Raw genomic sequence first — 12,591 nt, 5'->3', positions numbered from 1 at the left:
CGCCCCTATTTCGCTGTGCGTTACTTGGAGTAAAGCTCGACGATCAAGCTCTCGTTGATGTCCGCAGAGATATCGCTGCGCTCCGGACGGGACCGGAAGGTTCCCACGAGCTTGTTGGCGTCGACGTCGACCCACTCGATGGCCGCACGACTGTTGGCCAGCTCCAACGCATTGCGGATACGGAGCTGATTCTGAGCCTTCTCCCGTACGCGGACCTCATCACCGGGCTGCACCTGGTAGGAGGCCACATTGACGGTGCGGCCATTGACCTGCAGCGCCTTGTGGGAAACCAGCTGCCGTGCTTCAGCACGTGTGGCGCCGAAGCCCATGCGGTAGACCACGTTATCGAGCCGGCACTCCAGCAGCTGAAGCAGGTTCTCACCGGTTGAACCCTTGCGGCGAGCTGCTTCCTGATAGTAGTTCCGGAACTGTTTCTCCAGCACACCGTACATACGGCGTACTTTCTGCTTTTCCCGAAGCTGGGTTCCGTACTCGGAAACCCGGGTACGCCGTGCGCCATGCTGACCTGGCGCCTGATCGACGTTGCACTTGCTTTCGAGCGCCCGGACCCCGCTCTTCAGGAATAGATCTGTCCCCTCGCGGCGAGACAGTTTACATTTCGGACCAATGTAACGTGCCATAAATCGCTGTCTCCTTGATTACACGCGGCGCTTTTTCGGCGGACGACAGCCATTGTGCGGGATGGGTGTCGCGTCCTCGATGTTGGTGATCTTGAAACCTACCGCATTGAGAGCGCGAACCGCGGATTCCCGGCCGGGTCCGGGACCCTTGACCATTACGTCCAGGTTTTTAAGACCGTATTCAGCGGCCGCGTTACCGGCCCTTTCAGCTGCTACCTGCGCAGCAAAAGGTGTACTCTTTCGTGAACCGCGGAATCCAGAACCGCCGGCAGTCGCCCAGGAAAGGACGTTGCCCTGGCGATCGGACAGGGTCACGATGGTGTTGTTGAACGACGCGTGGATATGGGCCACGCCGTCAACAACTGACTTTTTCACCTTTTTACGGGTACGTGTACCTGGCTTTGCCATTTTTACCTACCTGTTATTTACGAATCGGTTTACGGGGGCCCTTGCGGGTCCGCGCATTGGTCTTGGTCCGCTGACCGCGAACCGGAAGACCATGGCGATGCCGCAGGCCGCGATAGCAGCCCAGGTCCCGCAACCGCTTGATGTTCATCTGAACCTCACGACGCAGGTCACCCTCGACCGAGAGTTTGCCAACTTCCGTGCGCAGGTTATCCACCTGTTCATCGGAAAGCTCGCCAACCTTCGTGTTCCGGGGGATGCCCGTCGCGTCGCAAAGCTGACCTGCCGTGGTATGGCCGATCCCGAAGATATAGGTCAACGAAACCGCGGCATGTTTATTCTCGGGTATGTTGACACCGGCTATACGTGCCATTCACTTCACTCCGCATTCAAAGCTTTGCTGTTTACGTTACCGTCACAAAAGGTGCGGAATGATAGCGCCTGAATCGGCAGATATCAACAACCGCCCCTGTTACCGCCTCACCCCTGGCGTTGCTTGTGACGGGGCTCGGTGCAGATGACCCGGATCGAGCCATTGCGACGAATGATTTTGCAGTTTCGGCAGATTTTCTTCACCGATGCACGTACTTTCATTTCAGTCTCCCGTTGATCAGCGGAACATGCCGCTGCGTCCGTGATTCTTGAGGTTGGACTTCTTCATCACGGATTCGTACTGGTGCGACATCAGATGCGCCTGAACCTGTGACATGAAATCCATGACCACTACTACGACGATCAGCAGTGACGTACCCCCGAGGTAGAACGGCACATTGCCGAATACCGTCAGGAACTGGGGCATGATCGACACCGCCGCGATGTACAGCGCCCCGAAGATCGTCAGACGTGTGAGCACCCCGTCAATGTACTTCGCGGTCTGCTCACCGGGCCGGATCCCGGGGATGAAGGCGCCGGACTTCTTGAGGTTGTCCGCAACCTCCCGCGGGTTGTACATCAGTGCTGTATAGAAGAAGCAGAAAAAGATCACTGCAGCTGCAAACAGCAGGATGTACAGAGGCTGGTTCGGCCCCAGGATCTGGGACAGATCGCCCAGCCACTCCATGCCTTCGGACTGACCGAACCACTGACCGAGCGATGCCGGAAACAGCAGTATCGACGACGCAAAGATCGCCGGAATAACGCCAGCCATGTTCACCTTCAGCGGCAGATGACTCTGCTGCTGGGCGTAGACACGGCGCCCCTGCTGGCGCTTGGCGTAATTCACCGTGATCCGGCGCTGACCGCGCTCCATGAAAACGATGAACCCAACCACGGCAATGGCCATGGCACCGACACCGAAGACCAGCAGCAGACTCATCTCGCCACTGCGGGCCTGCTCCAGCGTCTGACCGATGGCCCCCGGAAGGCCTGCGACGATACCGGCGAAGATCAGCAGCGAGATGCCGTTGCCGATGCCGCGCTCAGTGATCTGCTCACCAAGCCACATCAGGAAAACAGCGCCACAGACAAAGGACACGACCGCTATGAAATAGAAGTCGAGCCCGCTGGAGAAGGTCACTCCCTGGGACGCAAGCCCCACGGAGATCCCCAGCCCCTGCACGAACGCCAGACCAACGGTACCGTACCGTGTGTACTGGCTGATCTTCTTGCGCCCGGATTCGCCTTCCTTCTTGAGCTGCTCCAGCTGCGGACTGACCGCCGTCATGAGCTGCATGATGATCGCGGCGGAGATGTAGGGCATGATGCCCAGCGCCAGGATACTCATGCGCTCAAGGGCACCCCCTGAGAACATGTTGAACATGCCCAGGATGGTGCCCTGCTGCTGTTCAAACATTGCCGCCAGCCGATCCGGGTTAATGCCCGGGACCGGGATGTGGGCGCCGATCCGGTAGACCAGGATCGCGATCACAACGAACTTGAGCCTCGAATAGAGTTCCGAGAGGCCCTGTCCCTTAGCGGATGCCGGTCCCTGTTTAGCCATTTAGCCCTCGACTCAGTCTTCGACTTTCCCGCCAGCGGCAGTAATCGCTTCACGGGCGCCTTTGGTTACCCGCAGGCCCTTGACGGTCACCGCACGGGAAATCTCACCGGAGGCGATCACCTTCGCTTCGCGCACGTCATGACGGATCAGGTCCGCCTTCTTGAGAGCGTCCAGATCAGCCGTATCACCTTCGACCTTGGCCAGCTCGTGAAGGCGGATCTCCGCCTCCCAGCGCTGTTGACGGGAGGTGAAACCGAACTTGGGCAGACGCCCACGCATCGGCTGCTGACCACCCTCGAAGCCGGGCGCGATACTGCCGCCGGAACGGGATTTCTGGCCATTGTGACCACGGCCGCCGGTTTTACCCAGACCACTGCCGATGCCACGACCCACACGCTTGCGCTCGGCCTTGGAGCCGTCACCTGGGCGGAGTTCGTTCAGTTGCATCTTACTGTTCCTCTACCCGAACCATGTAATTGACACGGTTGATCATCCCGCGGACCGCGGGCGTGTCCTCGAGTTCCACCGAATGGTGGAGACGGCGCAGTCCCAGTCCACGGACACAGAGTTTATGGTTCTTCTGTGCCCCGATGGGGCTGCGGGTCAGTGTGACCTTGATCGTTTTGTTAGCCATAACGTCAATCCAGGATCTCTTCCACGGTTTTACCACGCTTGGCCGCCACTTCTTCCGGCGACCGCATGGCTTTCAGGCCTTCAACGGTAGCCCGTACCACGTTGATCGGGTTGGTGGAGCCATAGCACTTGGCCAGGACGTTGTGCACGCCGGCAACTTCGAGAACGGCACGCATGGCGCCACCGGCGATAATGCCAGTACCCTCGGAAGCCGGCTGCATGAACACCCTGGAGGCGCCATGGTTGGCCTTGACCGGGTACTGAAGCGTAGCGCCATCCAGCGGTACGGACACCATGTTCTTGCGCGCGGAGTCCATTGCCTTCTGGATCGCAACCGGCACCTCACGTGCCTTACCGCGGCCGTAACCGACCCGGCCGTTGCCATCACCCACAACTGTCAGGGCGGTGAAACCGAAAAGGCGGCCACCCTTGACCACTTTGGCCACCCGATTGACCTGCACCAGCTTCTCCTGAAGCTCGGGCTGGTTCTGCTCATTCACGCTCATCTTCTCCACCTCTTAGAATTGCAGGCCGGCTTCACGCGCCGCATCGGCAAGCGCTTTGACGCGACCGTGGTAGCGATAACCGGACCGGTCGAATGCAACCGTTTCGATACCCGCGTTTTTCGCCCGTTCCGCGATCAGCTCGCCAACCTGGCGTGCGGCGTCCACGTTTCCGGTTGCACCCTGGCGCAACTCCTTGTCCAGTGTGGAGGCGGCCGCCAGCACCTGGCTGCCATCCGCCGTAGTCACCTGAGCATACATATGACGCGGTGTACGGTGGACGCAGAGGCGGTTGGAGCCACGTTCCCGGATCTTGATGCGCACTTTACGTGCGCGACGCAATCTGGATTCTTTCTTCGCGCTCATCTGTCTGCCCTATTTCTTCTTGGCCTCTTTACGCCTTACCGTTTCATCCGCGTAGCGGACACCCTTGCCCTTATAGGGCTCAGGCGGACGGAAAGCCCTGATGTCTGCTGCAGCCTGGCCGACACGCTGCTTGTCGATGCCCTTGAGCACCAATTCGGTCGGCTTGGGGGACTCAGCGGTAACGCCTTCCGGCAGCTTGTATTCCACCGGATGGCTGAAGCCAAGCGTAAGATTCACGCTGTCACCCTGGGCCTGGGCCCGGTAACCGACACCATTGATCTCGAGCTTGCGCTCGAAGCCATTGGTCACACCAACAACCATGTTGTTCAGGAGTGCCCGGGTGGTACCGGCCAGTGCCCGGCTTTTCTTCGCATTGTTACGCGGCGCGAACCGCAGCTTATCGTCGTCCTGCGTCACTTCGACACTCGGGTGAATGCTGTGCTGAAGCGTACCCTTGGCACCCTTCACTTCAACGTCCTGACCGTTGAAATTCACCTCGACACCGGATGGCAGCACGACAGGATTACTCGCAACCCTGGACATGACTCCTCCTAGAATACGGTGCAGATAATTTCGCCACCAATGCCGGCCTTGCGGGCGGCGCTGTCAGTCATCACGCCCTGGGACGTGGAGACGATGGCGACGCCCAGACCATTGGCCACGCGCGGCAGTTCGCTATTGCCGCGATACTGGCGCAGACCGGGGCGACTCGCCCGTTGGATGCTCTCAATGACGGGCTTGCCTTCGAAATAACGCAGATTGATGGTCAGCCGGGGCTTCTTATCGCCCTCAACGCTGAAGTCCTCAATGAAGCCTTCGTCCCGGAGGACCGAGGCAACGGACTGTTTCATCTTGGAGGACGGCATTTCCACACTCACCTTCTCGGCCATCTGGCCGTTACGGATGCGCGTGAACATGTCCGCCAACGGATCTTGCATGCTCATTCGTATGAGACTCCTGATCGTTTCAGTTGTGCAGCAACAATGCTGTTGCTTACCAACGCGCGGGGGTTACCAGCTGGCCTTGCGCAGCCCCGGAACATCTCCGCGCATTCCGGTCTCACGCAGCTTGATGCGTGAAAGCTGGAATTTCCTGAGGACACCATGCGGGCGCCCGGTTACCTGGCAACGATTGCGAAGACGCACCGGGCTGGAGTTACGCGGCAGCTTCTGCAGCTGCATCTGCGCTTCCCAGCGTTCTTCGTCGCTCAGATTCGGATCCTTACTCATCTTTTTAAGGCGCTCACGCTTTTCGCCGTATTTGGCGACCAGGCGTTCCCTGTTGCGTTCGCGCTCTTTCATGCCGATTTTGGCCATGTCCGATCCTTACTGTTTGAACGGAAAATTGAATGCCGAAAGCAGAGCGCGCCCTTCCTCATCACTCTCAGCGGAGGTGCTGATGGTGATATCGAGGCCACGGACCTTGTCGACCTTGTCGTACTCAATTTCCGGGAAAATGATCTGTTCCCGCACGCCCATGCTGTAGTTGCCCCGGCCGTCGAACGACTTCGGGCTCAGACCACGGAAATCACGGATCCGCGGGATCGCGATCTGCACCAGGCGATCGAAGAAATCCCACATCCGCTCACCACGCAGGGTCACCTTGCAGCCGATCGGGAAGCCTTCCCGGATCTTGAAGCCTGCAACGGACTTGCGCGCCTTGGTGATCACCGGCTTCTGACCCGACAGCATCTGCAGGTCAGCGACAGCGTTATCGAGCTGCTTCTTGTCGCCTACAGCTTCACCAACGCCCATGTTCAGGGTGATCTTTTCAATCCGCGGCACCTGCATCGGGTTCGCATACCCGAACTGCTCGTTCAGCGCCGGGATCACCTGTTCTTTGTACACGTCTCTCATGTTGGACATCGTAACCACCGCCGCTTACTGGTTATCGATCACTTCTTGCGTGGAACGGAAGATGCGCACCTTGGTGCCGTCTTCCTTCACCTGAAACCCGACACGATCAGCCTTGGCCTGCTGCGGGTTATAGATGGCCACGTTCGAAATATGAATCGGAGCTTCCTTTTCGATGATGCCGCCCTGGGTTCCCGCCATGGGATTGGGGCGCGTGTGCTTCTTGACCATATTGATCCCGGACACAACGACCCGTTCACCACCATCAACAATCCGCAGCACCTTGCCACGCTTGTTACGGTCTTTCCCCGTGGTGACCACCACTTCGTCATCTCGCTTGATCTTGTTCATAACCGGCCTCTTGTTCCTACAAAACCTCGGGTGCCAGCGAAATGATCTTCATGAATTTCTCATTCCGAAGTTCGCGAGTCACCGGGCCAAAAATTCGGGTACCTACCGGCGCTTCCTGCGGGTTGAGCAGAACCGCCGCATTGCCGTCGAACCGGATCAGGGACCCGTCCTGGCGCCGGATACCACTCTTGGTCCGGACCACAACTGCCTTGAGTACCTGACCCTTCTTGACACGGCCCCTGGGGATCGCTTCCTTGACGGATACCTTGATGATATCCCCGACCCTTGCATAGCGCCGGTGCGAGCCACCCAGGACCTTGATACACATAACCTGACGGGCGCCGCTGTTATCGGCTACGTCAAGTACGGTTTGCGTCTGAATCATGGTTAGTCTCCACTAGAAACCACTTCGTCTTTACGACAAGAACCAGTGTCCTGGCGCCTTACACCTTCGACGCGCGCTCAACCACGTTCACCAGTGTCCAGGCCTTATTCCGCGCAAGCGGACGGCTTTCGGCGATGGTTACAAAATCACCGACACTGCACTGGTTGTCTTCGTCGTGAGCCTTGATACGCGTCGAGCGCTTCACGTACTTGCCGTAGAGCGGATGCTTTTCCCGGCGCTCAACCATAACGACAATCGTCTTCTGCATCTTGTCGCTGACCACGCGGCCGTTGAGCGTCCTGGCGTTTTCACTTGCATTAGCCATATCAGTCACCTGCTTTCTCAGTCATAACGGTTTTAACACGCGCAATATCGCGCCTGGTCTGACGCAGCAAGTGGGACTGATTCAGCTGACCTGTCGCTTTGCGCATCCGGAGATTGAACTGTTCCTTGAACAGCCGCATCAGCTCCTGGTTCAGTTCCTCTGCCGATTTGTCACGCAATTCTGTCGCTTTCATCACATTACCGTCCTGTTCACAAAGGTGGTCGGTACCGGCAGTTTGGCCGCGGCCAGATTGAATGCGTCGCGCGCCACGTCTTCTGCCACCCCTTCCATCTCATACAGCATCTTCCCGGGCTGGATTTCAGCAACCCAGTACTCGACGGCGCCCTTGCCCTTACCCATACGGACTTCAAGGGGCTTCTCGGTAATCGGCTTATCCGGGAACACGCGGATCCAGATTTTGCCGCCACGCTTGATCCGGCGGGTCATGGTCCGACGGGCCGCCTCGATCTGGCGTGCGGTAACACGCCCACGACCGGTCGCCTTGAGACCGTACTCACCAAAGCTGACCTTGTTGCCTGTATGGGCCATGCCGCGATTGCGGCCTTTCTGTACCTTGCGGAACTTGGTTCGTTTCGGTTGCAGCATTTGGAGACCCCCTTACTTCTGAGCTTTCTTCTGAGCAGCGGCTTCTTTTTCAGCCCGTACCTGCTCGAGACCGCCCAGGATTTCACCCTTGAAGATCCAGACTTTCACGCCGATGATCCCGTAGGTGGTGTGGGCCTCGTAATGCGCGTAGTCGATGTCTGCACGCAGTGTGTGCAGCGGTACGCGACCTTCCCGGTACCACTCGGTACGTGCAATCTCGGCACCGCCGAGGCGGCCACTCGCCTGGATCCGGATCCCTTTCGCGCCCTGGCGCATGGCATTCTGTACGGCCCGTTTGAGCGCACGCCGGAACATCACGCGGCGCTCCAGCTGGTTCGCCACGCTCTGGGCAGCCAGCTTGGCATCGAGATCAGGCTTGCGGATTTCCTCAATGTTGACGTGCACGGGCACGCCCATCATGTCGGTCAGCTCCTTACGGAGCTTATCCACGTCCTCACCCTTCTTGCCGATCACAATCCCCGGACGGGCGGTATGGATCGTAATCCGGGCGTTCTGCGCGGGACGCTCAATCAGAATCCGGCTGACCGAGGCCTTCTCGAGCCGGCGATTGAGAAATTCGCGGACCTCGATATCCTTCAACAGGTTCTGGGCGTAAGCCCCTTTCTCCGCATACCAGACCGAGTTGTGCTCTTTGACAACGCCAAGCCTGATACCGGTTGGATGTACTTTATGACCCATCGGGTATCTCCTACTCGTCCGAAACCTTGACGGTGATGTGGCACGTGCGCTTCAGGATCCGGTCCGCACGGCCCTTGGCCCGTGCCTGGATCCGCTTCAGCGTCGGCCCCTCGTCCACACAGATGGTTGCAAGCCGCAACTCATCCACGTCCAGGCCTTCGTTATGCTCGGCGTTGGCAATCGCAGACTCGAGGGTCTTGCGAATGATCCCGGCCGCTTTCTTCGGTGTGAACGCCAGTGTATTCAGCGCTTCCTCGACACTCTTGCCACGAACCATGTCTGCGACAAGGCGAGCCTTCTGAGCCGAGAGTCGAGCGCCTTTCGTTTTAGCCGCTACTTCCATCGTTTAATCCCCTCAGAATCAGCGTTTCTTCGCTTTCTTGTCGGCAGCATGCCCGCGGAACGTGCGTGTCGCGGCAAACTCCCCAAGTTTATGGCCAACCATTTCCTCAGTGATCATGACCGGCACATGCTGCCGGCCGTTATGCACTGCAATGGTCAGCCCTACCATCTCCGGAAACACCGTGGAGCGGCGCGACCAGGTCTTGATCGGCTTACGGCTGTTGTTTTCCAGAGCTGCCTCAACCTTCTTCAGCAGATGCAGGTCTATAAAAGGACCTTTCTTCAGAGAACGTGGCACAGCTTCTTCCCCTAAACGTTATTTCTTGGCCGAACGACGACGTACGATCATCTTGTCAGTACGCTTGTTCTTACGAGTCTTATGCCCTTTGGTCGGAATCCCCCAGGGTGTAACCGGGTGACGTCCGCCAGAGGTACGCCCTTCACCACCGCCATGCGGATGGTCAATTGGGTTCATAGCAACACCGCGTACTGTTGGCCGCTTGCCACGCCAACGTGTTGCACCCGCTTTGCCGGACTGCTTCAGACTGTGCTCGCTGTTGGAAACCTCCCCCAGCGTGGCACGGCACTCAGCCGGCACCTTGCGCATCTCGCCCGAACGCAGCCGGATGGTTGCGTAGTTGCCCTCACGTGCGACCAGCTGGACCGATGAACCGGCACTGCGCGCGATCTGGGCACCCTTCCCGGGCTTGAGCTCAATGCAATGGATCACCGAACCCAGAGGAATGTTACGCAGGGGCAGGGTGCTGCCGGCCCGGATCGGTGCATCGATCCCGGACTGAACCTTATCGCCCTGCTTGAGCCCCTTGGGCGCGATGATGTAACGCCGCTCCCCGTCCTGATACTTGACCAGTGCGATATGGGCGGAACGGTTCGGATCGTACTCCAGACGCTCTACCTGGCCGGGAATACCATCCTTGTTGCGCTTGAAATCAATATGACGGTAATGGCGCTTGTGGCCACCACCGATATGACGGGACGTGATCCGGCCGTTGTTGTTGCGGCCACCCGTCTTGCTGAGCTTGGTCACCAGTGGCGCGTAGGGCGCACCCCCGTGAAGGTCAGGATTACGGACCTTGATGAGGTGGCGACGACCGGGTGACGTCGGCTTGGTTTTCTCAATCGACATGTCTGTAACCCCTCAACCTATTCCACGTCCATGAAGTCAATATCCTGACCATCAGCCAGGCGCACATACGCCTTGCGAAGATCGTCACGCTTACCCATGCCATGGATTGTGCGCTTGTTCTTGCCCTTGCGATTGCTGACCTGCACTTTGGTCACGTCCACATTGAACAGCTGCTCTACGGCCTTGCGGATCTCGGGCTTGGTCGCATCAGGAGCCACCTTGAACACGACCTGGCCCTGATCACCAACCATGGTCGCCTTCTCAGAGACCAGCGGGCCGAGCAGAACCTTGTAAATTCGCTCCTGATTCATCCCAGCATCTCCTCAAACTTCTTGAGCGCATCCACAGTAACCACGACGTGGTTGTGCGCTACGAGACTCACCGGATCCACGCCCCGGACATCGGATACCGCCACGTTCGGGATATTGCGCGATGCCAACTCGAGATTCCGCTCAACGGAGTCAGAAACAATCAGCGCGTCCTGCTGAACACCCAGCTCCTGGAGCTTGGCATTGAACACCTTGGTACGCGGCTGGTCAGGGGTAATGGAGTCCACAACCACGAGACGCTCCTGGCGCACAAGCTCGGAAAGAATCGAGCGCAGCGCGCCGCGATACATCTTCCGATTCACCTTCTGCGAATAGTCCCGCGGGCGCGAGGCGAAAGTTGTGCCGCCACCGCGCCAGATCGGGCTGCGGATGGTACCGGCACGGGCCCGACCGGTGCCCTTCTGCCGCCAGGGTTTCTTGCCACCGCCGCTGACCTCGGAGCGTGTCTTCTGCTTGACGCTGCCCTGACGACCGGCCGCCAGATAGGCGGTTACGACCTGGTGCACCAGCGATTCGTTGAATTCTTTACCAAAAGCGGCATCCGATACCTGAACACCGTTACCGCTTCCTGTCACTGTCAATTCCATCACGCCACCCCTTAGGCTTTCACTGCGGGCTTGATGATCAGGTCACCGCCATTGGCGCCAGGGACGGGCCCTTTAACCAGCAGCAGATTCCGCTCGGCATCAACACGCACGATCTCGATGTTCTGACTGGTTACGCGCGCATTACCCATCTGACCGGACATCTTCTTGCCCTTGAATACACGGCCCGGAGACTGGCACTGACCAATGGAGCCAGGTGCGCGGTGCGCGAGCGAGTTACCGTGGGTCTTATCCTGGGTGGAGAAGTTCCAGCGCTTGACGGTACCTGCAAAACCCTTGCCCTTGGACTGACCAGTCACATCAATCGACTGACCATCCTCGAACTGGGAAACATCAAGCTCGGAACCGGGCTGCAGCTCTCCATCTTCTGACTGGTCTTCCAGCCGGAACTCCCAGAGACTGCGCCCTGCTTCAACGCCGTTCTTCGCGAAATGGCCCGCTTCCGGTTTGGTAATCCGGTTCGCACGGCGCGTACCGGTCGTTACCTGAACCGCACGGTAGCCGTCCCGCTCGGGCGTCTTGATTTCGGTAATCCGGTTGGCATCAACCTGAATCACCGTGACGGGGATGGAGTTACCCTCGTCGGTAAAAATACGAGTCATACCGGCCTTGCGGCCGACAACACCAATCGCCATTGTTCACCTCTTAGTGTACGGGGCTTCAACCCTCTATGGCCTGAAAGACAGTTACACTCTGAGGGGTTAACTGGAGGGTTAACCCAGGCTGATCTGCACGTCCACTCCGGCGGCGAGATCGAGCTTCATCAGAGCATCGACTGTCTTTTCGGTAGGCTCAACGATATCCAGAAGGCGCTTGTGCGTCCGGATCTCATACTGATCACGCGCGTCTTTATTGACGTGCGGCGAGATCAGGATGGTGTACTTCTCTTTCCGGGTCGGCAGAGGAATAGGACCCCGAACCTGAGCACCAGTCCGCTTTGCCGTATCGACAATTTCCTGAGTGGACTGATCGATCAGGCGGTAATCAAACGCCTTCAACCGGATTCTGATTTTTTGGCTCTGCATGTTGCACCAAACTCCAATCGTTGTTGGCAGCTCGTATAAGCCGACCCGTAAAAAGGATGCGCATTATAGGGCGCATTCACGACGGCGTCAACCTACGCACTGCTCCAGAGAATCCGTTACAGGGATGGACCCTGAAACCAAAAAAGGGGCTGCGCGATGGCAACCCCTTTTTCCAGGGCGCGGGACCGATTACTCGATAATCTTGGTCACCACGCCTGCGCCGACAGTCCGGCCGCCTTCGCGTACCGCAAAGCGCAGCCCGTCTTCCATCGCGATCGGCGCGATCAGCGTGGCTACCAGCTTCACGTTATCACCCGGCATCACCATCTCGACGCCTTCCGGCAGCTCGCAGGTGCCGGTCACGTCCGTGGTCCGGAAGTAGAACTGCGGGCGATAGCCGGTGAAGAACGGCGTATGACGACCGCCCTCGTCCTTGC

27 protein-coding genes are annotated in these 12,591 nt (G+C 58.5%); all 27 read right to left on the bottom strand.

All coding sequences use genetic code 11. The features are described 5' to 3' along the window. Positions 1-20: 20 nt before the first annotated feature. Complete coding sequence (gene rpsD / locus CK501_RS16115) at positions 21-641, bottom strand: 30S ribosomal protein S4 (RefSeq protein WP_095618757.1); 621 nt, start codon at positions 639-641, stop codon at positions 21-23. An 18-nt stretch (positions 642-659) separates the two neighbouring features. Continuing rightward, positions 660-1,049 (bottom strand): 30S ribosomal protein S11, encoded by a 390-nt coding sequence (rpsK, locus tag CK501_RS16110; RefSeq protein WP_077529266.1) that lies wholly within the window; start codon positions 1,047-1,049, stop codon positions 660-662. A gap of 13 nt (positions 1,050-1,062) precedes the next feature. Then, positions 1,063-1,419 (bottom strand): 30S ribosomal protein S13, encoded by a 357-nt coding sequence (gene rpsM / locus CK501_RS16105; RefSeq protein WP_077529267.1) that lies wholly within the window; start codon positions 1,417-1,419, stop codon positions 1,063-1,065. A 107-nt stretch (positions 1,420-1,526) separates the two neighbouring features. Further along, positions 1,527-1,640, bottom strand: coding sequence for a 50S ribosomal protein L36 (gene rpmJ, locus CK501_RS16100; RefSeq protein ID WP_077529268.1), 114 nt, complete (start codon positions 1,638-1,640; stop codon positions 1,527-1,529). 16 nt (positions 1,641-1,656) lie between these two features. After that, entirely contained in the window at positions 1,657-2,985 is a 1,329-nt protein-coding gene (gene secY / locus CK501_RS16095; protein ID WP_095618756.1) for a preprotein translocase subunit SecY, read from the bottom strand. A gap of 12 nt (positions 2,986-2,997) precedes the next feature. Continuing rightward, on the bottom strand, positions 2,998-3,432 hold the full coding sequence (gene rplO / locus CK501_RS16090; protein ID WP_095618755.1) for a 50S ribosomal protein L15: 435 nt from the start codon (positions 3,430-3,432) through the stop codon (positions 2,998-3,000). A 1-nt stretch (position 3,433) separates the two neighbouring features. After that, positions 3,434-3,619, bottom strand: coding sequence for a 50S ribosomal protein L30 (gene rpmD, locus CK501_RS16085; RefSeq protein WP_095618754.1), 186 nt, complete (start codon positions 3,617-3,619; stop codon positions 3,434-3,436). Positions 3,620-3,623: 4 nt separating this feature from the next. Then, the gene (gene rpsE, locus CK501_RS16080) at positions 3,624-4,124 is read right to left on the bottom strand and encodes a 30S ribosomal protein S5 (RefSeq protein ID WP_077529272.1); all 501 of its coding nucleotides are present in this window, start codon (positions 4,122-4,124) and stop codon (positions 3,624-3,626) included. Positions 4,125-4,136: 12 nt separating this feature from the next. Next, entirely contained in the window at positions 4,137-4,487 is a 351-nt protein-coding gene (gene rplR / locus CK501_RS16075) for a 50S ribosomal protein L18 (protein WP_095618753.1), read from the bottom strand. Positions 4,488-4,496: 9 nt separating this feature from the next. Further along, a complete protein-coding gene (gene rplF / locus CK501_RS16070) occupies positions 4,497-5,030 on the bottom strand; it encodes a 50S ribosomal protein L6 (protein WP_095618752.1) in 534 nt (177 codons plus the stop codon). Positions 5,031-5,038: 8 nt separating this feature from the next. Beyond that, positions 5,039-5,431, bottom strand: a complete 393-nt coding sequence (rpsH, locus tag CK501_RS16065; RefSeq protein ID WP_095618751.1) for a 30S ribosomal protein S8 — start codon at positions 5,429-5,431, stop codon at positions 5,039-5,041. 66 nt (positions 5,432-5,497) lie between these two features. Beyond that, positions 5,498-5,803 carry a 30S ribosomal protein S14 gene (gene rpsN, locus CK501_RS16060; protein ID WP_095618750.1) on the bottom strand — a complete coding sequence of 102 codons (306 nt, stop codon included), beginning with the start codon at positions 5,801-5,803 and terminating at the stop codon, positions 5,498-5,500. A gap of 9 nt (positions 5,804-5,812) precedes the next feature. Further along, positions 5,813-6,343 (bottom strand): 50S ribosomal protein L5, encoded by a 531-nt coding sequence (gene rplE, locus CK501_RS16055; RefSeq protein ID WP_425356596.1) that lies wholly within the window; start codon positions 6,341-6,343, stop codon positions 5,813-5,815. A gap of 24 nt (positions 6,344-6,367) precedes the next feature. Beyond that, the gene (gene rplX / locus CK501_RS16050; RefSeq protein WP_095618748.1) at positions 6,368-6,691 is read right to left on the bottom strand and encodes a 50S ribosomal protein L24; all 324 of its coding nucleotides are present in this window, start codon (positions 6,689-6,691) and stop codon (positions 6,368-6,370) included. Positions 6,692-6,707: 16 nt separating this feature from the next. Further along, positions 6,708-7,076, bottom strand: coding sequence for a 50S ribosomal protein L14 (rplN, locus tag CK501_RS16045; protein ID WP_077529279.1), 369 nt, complete (start codon positions 7,074-7,076; stop codon positions 6,708-6,710). 58 nt (positions 7,077-7,134) lie between these two features. Then, on the bottom strand, positions 7,135-7,401 hold the full coding sequence (rpsQ, locus tag CK501_RS16040) for a 30S ribosomal protein S17 (protein WP_095618747.1): 267 nt from the start codon (positions 7,399-7,401) through the stop codon (positions 7,135-7,137). Between the two features lies 1 nt (position 7,402). Then, positions 7,403-7,594, bottom strand: a complete 192-nt coding sequence (gene rpmC / locus CK501_RS16035) for a 50S ribosomal protein L29 (protein WP_077529281.1) — start codon at positions 7,592-7,594, stop codon at positions 7,403-7,405. Then, positions 7,594-8,007 (bottom strand): 50S ribosomal protein L16, encoded by a 414-nt coding sequence (gene rplP / locus CK501_RS16030; protein ID WP_077529282.1) that lies wholly within the window; start codon positions 8,005-8,007, stop codon positions 7,594-7,596. The genes rpmC and rplP overlap by 1 nt, the downstream gene beginning before the upstream one ends. Before the next feature lie 12 nt (positions 8,008-8,019). Next, positions 8,020-8,706 carry a 30S ribosomal protein S3 gene (gene rpsC / locus CK501_RS16025; protein ID WP_077529283.1) on the bottom strand — a complete coding sequence of 229 codons (687 nt, stop codon included), beginning with the start codon at positions 8,704-8,706 and terminating at the stop codon, positions 8,020-8,022. Between the two features lie 10 nt (positions 8,707-8,716). Continuing rightward, positions 8,717-9,049, bottom strand: a complete 333-nt coding sequence (gene rplV / locus CK501_RS16020; protein WP_077529284.1) for a 50S ribosomal protein L22 — start codon at positions 9,047-9,049, stop codon at positions 8,717-8,719. An 18-nt stretch (positions 9,050-9,067) separates the two neighbouring features. Beyond that, complete coding sequence (gene rpsS / locus CK501_RS16015) at positions 9,068-9,346, bottom strand: 30S ribosomal protein S19 (RefSeq protein ID WP_077529285.1); 279 nt, start codon at positions 9,344-9,346, stop codon at positions 9,068-9,070. A gap of 18 nt (positions 9,347-9,364) precedes the next feature. Then, a complete protein-coding gene (rplB, locus tag CK501_RS16010; protein ID WP_095618746.1) occupies positions 9,365-10,195 on the bottom strand; it encodes a 50S ribosomal protein L2 in 831 nt (276 codons plus the stop codon). A gap of 17 nt (positions 10,196-10,212) precedes the next feature. Continuing rightward, positions 10,213-10,506, bottom strand: a complete 294-nt coding sequence (rplW, locus tag CK501_RS16005) for a 50S ribosomal protein L23 (protein ID WP_077529287.1) — start codon at positions 10,504-10,506, stop codon at positions 10,213-10,215. After that, on the bottom strand, positions 10,503-11,111 hold the full coding sequence (rplD, locus tag CK501_RS16000) for a 50S ribosomal protein L4 (RefSeq protein WP_095618745.1): 609 nt from the start codon (positions 11,109-11,111) through the stop codon (positions 10,503-10,505). The genes rplW and rplD overlap by 4 nt, the downstream gene beginning before the upstream one ends. Before the next feature lie 11 nt (positions 11,112-11,122). Further along, positions 11,123-11,764, bottom strand: coding sequence for a 50S ribosomal protein L3 (gene rplC / locus CK501_RS15995; protein ID WP_077529289.1), 642 nt, complete (start codon positions 11,762-11,764; stop codon positions 11,123-11,125). Between the two features lie 78 nt (positions 11,765-11,842). Further along, entirely contained in the window at positions 11,843-12,154 is a 312-nt protein-coding gene (gene rpsJ / locus CK501_RS15990; protein ID WP_077529290.1) for a 30S ribosomal protein S10, read from the bottom strand. A gap of 189 nt (positions 12,155-12,343) precedes the next feature. Further along, a partial coding sequence (locus CK501_RS15985) for an EF-Tu C-terminal domain-related protein (RefSeq protein ID WP_095618744.1) occupies positions 12,344-12,591 on the bottom strand: 248 nt, incomplete at its 5' end.

This window comes from Halovibrio salipaludis (assembly GCF_002286965.1).
Taxonomy (GTDB): domain Bacteria; phylum Pseudomonadota; class Gammaproteobacteria; order Pseudomonadales; family Oleiphilaceae; genus Halospina; species Halospina salipaludis.
This window is presented reverse-complemented; position numbering and strand designations above follow the sequence as displayed.

Bases quoted from the DNA above. Each gene is read 5' to 3' on its own strand.
- rpsD (WP_095618757.1), bottom strand. From the start codon at position 641: ATGGCACGTTACATTGGTCCGAAATGTAAACTGTCTCGCCGCGAGGGG.
- rpsK (WP_077529266.1), bottom strand. From the start codon at position 1,049: ATGGCAAAGCCAGGTACACGTACCCGTAAAAAGGTGAAAAAGTCAGTT.
- rpsM (WP_077529267.1), bottom strand. From the start codon at position 1,419: ATGGCACGTATAGCCGGTGTCAACATACCCGAGAATAAACATGCCGCG.
- rpmJ (WP_077529268.1), bottom strand. From the start codon at position 1,640: ATGAAAGTACGTGCATCGGTGAAGAAAATCTGCCGAAACTGCAAAATC.
- secY (WP_095618756.1), bottom strand. From the start codon at position 2,985: ATGGCTAAACAGGGACCGGCATCCGCTAAGGGACAGGGCCTCTCGGAA.
- rplO (WP_095618755.1), bottom strand. From the start codon at position 3,432: ATGCAACTGAACGAACTCCGCCCAGGTGACGGCTCCAAGGCCGAGCGC.
- rpmD (WP_095618754.1), bottom strand. From the start codon at position 3,619: ATGGCTAACAAAACGATCAAGGTCACACTGACCCGCAGCCCCATCGGG.
- rpsE (WP_077529272.1), bottom strand. From the start codon at position 4,124: ATGAGCGTGAATGAGCAGAACCAGCCCGAGCTTCAGGAGAAGCTGGTG.
- rplR (WP_095618753.1), bottom strand. From the start codon at position 4,487: ATGAGCGCGAAGAAAGAATCCAGATTGCGTCGCGCACGTAAAGTGCGC.
- rplF (WP_095618752.1), bottom strand. From the start codon at position 5,030: ATGTCCAGGGTTGCGAGTAATCCTGTCGTGCTGCCATCCGGTGTCGAG.
- rpsH (WP_095618751.1), bottom strand. From the start codon at position 5,431: ATGAGCATGCAAGATCCGTTGGCGGACATGTTCACGCGCATCCGTAAC.
- rpsN (WP_095618750.1), bottom strand. From the start codon at position 5,803: ATGGCCAAAATCGGCATGAAAGAGCGCGAACGCAACAGGGAACGCCTG.
- rplE (WP_425356596.1), bottom strand. From the start codon at position 6,343: ATGAGAGACGTGTACAAAGAACAGGTGATCCCGGCGCTGAACGAGCAG.
- rplX (WP_095618748.1), bottom strand. From the start codon at position 6,691: ATGAACAAGATCAAGCGAGATGACGAAGTGGTGGTCACCACGGGGAAA.
- rplN (WP_077529279.1), bottom strand. From the start codon at position 7,076: ATGATTCAGACGCAAACCGTACTTGACGTAGCCGATAACAGCGGCGCC.
- rpsQ (WP_095618747.1), bottom strand. From the start codon at position 7,401: ATGGCTAATGCAAGTGAAAACGCCAGGACGCTCAACGGCCGCGTGGTC.
- rpmC (WP_077529281.1), bottom strand. From the start codon at position 7,594: ATGAAAGCGACAGAATTGCGTGACAAATCGGCAGAGGAACTGAACCAG.
- rplP (WP_077529282.1), bottom strand. From the start codon at position 8,007: ATGCTGCAACCGAAACGAACCAAGTTCCGCAAGGTACAGAAAGGCCGC.
- rpsC (WP_077529283.1), bottom strand. From the start codon at position 8,706: ATGGGTCATAAAGTACATCCAACCGGTATCAGGCTTGGCGTTGTCAAA.
- rplV (WP_077529284.1), bottom strand. From the start codon at position 9,049: ATGGAAGTAGCGGCTAAAACGAAAGGCGCTCGACTCTCGGCTCAGAAG.
- rplB (WP_095618746.1), bottom strand. From the start codon at position 10,195: ATGTCGATTGAGAAAACCAAGCCGACGTCACCCGGTCGTCGCCACCTC.
- rplW (WP_077529287.1), bottom strand. From the start codon at position 10,506: ATGAATCAGGAGCGAATTTACAAGGTTCTGCTCGGCCCGCTGGTCTCT.
- rplD (WP_095618745.1), bottom strand. From the start codon at position 11,111: ATGGAATTGACAGTGACAGGAAGCGGTAACGGTGTTCAGGTATCGGAT.
- rplC (WP_077529289.1), bottom strand. From the start codon at position 11,764: ATGGCGATTGGTGTTGTCGGCCGCAAGGCCGGTATGACTCGTATTTTT.
- rpsJ (WP_077529290.1), bottom strand. From the start codon at position 12,154: ATGCAGAGCCAAAAAATCAGAATCCGGTTGAAGGCGTTTGATTACCGC.